The 3,069-nt window shown below is 68.3% G+C and carries 3 protein-coding genes; 1 reads left to right on the forward strand and 2 read right to left on the reverse strand.

Annotated features, from left to right (window positions below; translation table 11 throughout):
• Positions 1–772: ParA family protein (locus AC5LSR_RS18880; RefSeq protein ID WP_493468746.1), on the reverse strand; the 772-nt coding region annotated here is incomplete at its 3' end.
• On the reverse strand, positions 769–1,302 hold the full coding sequence (locus AC5LSR_RS18885; protein ID WP_250285249.1) for an RNA/DNA-binding domain-containing protein: 534 nt from the start codon (positions 1,300–1,302) through the stop codon (positions 769–771). The genes AC5LSR_RS18880 and AC5LSR_RS18885, both read right to left, overlap by 4 nt.
• Positions 1,303–1,835: 533 nt before the next feature.
• Here AC5LSR_RS18885 and AC5LSR_RS18890 point away from each other — a divergent pair.
• Positions 1,836–2,858, forward strand: coding sequence for a phosphatase PAP2 family protein (locus AC5LSR_RS18890; RefSeq protein WP_250291874.1), 1,023 nt, complete (start codon positions 1,836–1,838; stop codon positions 2,856–2,858).
• Positions 2,859–3,069 lie beyond the last annotated feature (211 nt).

The following is a 3,069-nucleotide window of genomic DNA, read 5'->3' on the forward strand; positions in this document are numbered from 1 at the left end:
CCTGAGGAATACGGTCAAGCCACCGCTGATACGCCTTGACAGGGCGGTCCAGGCGCATCGTCGGCTGCATGATGACATAACCGAGAGGAGTCATTCGCCCGGGCGGCGCGTCGATCCTGGCCGGAAGGTCCGGGAGCACCTTGTTGTGCCAGGTCCGCCGCCACATCCGGAGGGTCGGCCCGAGGTTGCGCAGTCCTCGGAGGGAGAACAGGTCCGCCGCCAGCGGAACGAGTACGGTGTCGGCGGCAAGCAGCGCCGCCCGGTTGATCGCACCGAGGTTGGGACCGACATCGACGAGTACGACATCGGCTCCGACCTGTCGCGCGGCAATCTGAATGATCCGATGGAATGCCGTAGTCGTCCGCAGCGCGGCCGGGTCCCCGGTGAAGCCTTTGGGCCAGGCCTCGCTCAACCGGTCCTCGAACGCGCTCAACGTCAGGTCACCGGCAAGCAGCCAGAGCCCGTCCAGGATCTGTTCGGGATGGCATGGACGGATGTCTCCCATGCCTTCCATGATCGGCTTGACGGCGATGGCAACTGTGCTGGCCGTACCGGTGCTGTCCGGCCCGGCTGGGCGTGCCGGCCCGTCGGTCTCCTGCCAGATCAGCTCAAGCTTCTCTTCGTCGAGAAACGCTGCCGTCAGATTCGACTGCGGATCCAGGTCCGCGGCAAGAACGTTTTTCCCGAGTCGCTGGAGCATGTACGCGAGATGGTATGTGAGGGTGGTCTTCCCCACGCCACCCTTGTTGTTGAACAACGCCACCGAGATCACACCGTGCTCCTCAGGGTCACGGTCCACGAGGCGTCATCGACGACGAACCCGGGTCCGGGATTTCCGTTCCGGCGCAGCGCGGCCCGGATACGCCCGATACCCCGGCCGAACTGGTTGACATATCCCAGCGACTTCATCGCCGCGGCCAGCGACGGGTTCCGGTAGTCGTTGACCCGGTCGACGTTGTCGAAACGGACCGGCGGGGTCCGGGATGCGCTGACCTCGATCTGGATGACCGGTTGCCCCTGGTAGACCGCCTGGCTGACCACCATCGAAGGCCGGTCGAGGATTCTTCCCTCGTCCCGGATGCTGGTGAGCCCGAGCAGCGCCTGATCCGAAGTATCGATCTCCCTGACCGGTTTACCGGACTTGTCGACGCCAATGATCAGATGCCCGCCGCCCACCCCGGGAAGATCGTTGGCCAGGGCGCAGATCGCCTCACGGATGGCGTTGCGATCCCTGGCCTCCCGCTTGAACTCCAGGTTGGCGGTCTCCTGGGTGCCCAGGGTCATCGCAAGATCTGTTCCCATGGCGTCGATTCTGTCCTACCCGTCGCGAGAAAATGTCACCCGCGGTGGCCACGGACGTGACAGGCCACACCTCTGTCTCCCCGCACGGATCGACCGCGTGGCCCGCGTGGCCCGCGCGGCCCGCGCGGCCCGCGCGGCTCGTCGGGCGACTGTTCGCTGGTTGTGCTGGGTGGGTGAGGGAACGGTGGTCTTCTTGTCGGCCGGACGATGTAGCCTCGGTCAGGACGCGGGCAGAGACCGGACAGTCAGATCGGATGGTGGACGGATCGGGTAGCGGCGGGCAAGAGGGAGGGTTCGACGTCGCCAGCCAGTGGCCACAGGGCTGTGGGGCGTCGGGGCGGATGCCGTCCTGGTAGGCCGTCCGGTACGAGTCGCTGGCCGGTCCTCGCGGACGGCCTGGCGGCGACGATGCCGGCGCACGCGGTGACGGTTGACGTCGAGGGGATGGCTGAAGTCGAGGGCGGCCGCCCGCGATGCGCCCGGACGTGACGGCCGGACCGCTCGGTGGGCCGGATCGGAACCGGAGGGCGCGGATGGTCCATGTACGCCGCAGGTCGGACGGCCTGCCGGTGGTGTGGGTCGAAGTGACCATGATCATCATCTTCTACTACACCTACACCGCCACCCGGTCGGTGGCGGGTGGTTCCGTCCACAGCGCGCTCACCGTCGGCTGGGACATCATGCGCGTCCAGGCGGACCTGCACCTCGGCATCGAGCGCGGGCTCAACCACTGGTTGCAGGGCGTCCCCGCCCTTGCCGTGGTGTGCTGCTACTACTACGCGACACTCCACTTCATCGTCACGCCGGCTGTCCTTGTCTGGCTCTACCGCAAACGAGCGCCCCGCTACCTGACGGCCCGGTGGACGATCGTGTGCACCACCGTGATCAGCCTTACCGGCTTCTTCCTGCTTCCCACGGCGCCGCCGCGCCTGCTCCCCGGCGCCGGCTTCATCGACACGATGGCGTCGTTCCACAACTGGGGCTGGTGGGCCGGGGACTCCAGCGCCGCGCCCAAGGGGCTCGGCGGCATCACCAACCAGTTCGCGGCCATGCCGTCCCTGCACTGCGCCTGGGCGCTGTGGTGCGGCTGGAACATCGCCCGGCTGGCCCGGCACCGCGTGACCAGGGTGCTCGGCGTCCTCTACCCGGGCGCGACGGTCTTCGTGGTGATGGCCACCGCCAACCACTATGTGCTGGACGTGCTGGGAGGCTGGTTCGCGCTCGGGCTCGGGGCCGTGGCGGCCACCGTCGTGATGCGGCTCGCACATGGGCAACGGCGGTCCCCCGGCCGTCCCGCCGGTCATGACGATCATCTCACCGGTCGTCCGGCCGACCGGGACGACGACCAGGAAGACCAGGTGGCGCAGGTGGCGCAGGGACATGCGCAGGCCGGGCAGGCGCAGGTCGGGCAGGAACAGGCGGGACAGGTCGGCGAGCCGGCTGGCGGGGCGGCCGACCAGCCTCCCCGGCAGCAGCCGCACCTTCCCCAGCCGGCCGCGATCGTCCCCGCCGGTGTTCCCACGCGCCCGGCGCTGGTGTGGCCACCCCGGGGATAGGTGGCGGCCCGGTACAGATCACAGGTATGCCGGTGTGCGAGAGTTGGCCGGCGGTAGGCCGTTCCACCCTGATCCCGTTGGCTGCCGTTGTGGGGTTACCTGGTAGGGGCTGGTGTTGGCGGCGGCGCGTCCCGGAGGCGGTTTCGGGCACGGTGCTCCCGGCCACAGTGTCCCGGCCATGATGCAATGTCCATGTCCATGTCCATGTCCA

Source organism: Protofrankia sp. CiP1_Cm_nod4, from assembly GCF_982290645.1.

Bases quoted from the DNA above. Each gene is read 5' to 3' on its own strand.
- AC5LSR_RS18890 (WP_250291874.1), top strand. From the start codon at position 1,836: ATGGTCCATGTACGCCGCAGGTCGGACGGCCTGCCGGTGGTGTGGGTC.
- AC5LSR_RS18885 (WP_250285249.1), bottom strand. From the start codon at position 1,302: ATGGGAACAGATCTTGCGATGACCCTGGGCACCCAGGAGACCGCCAAC.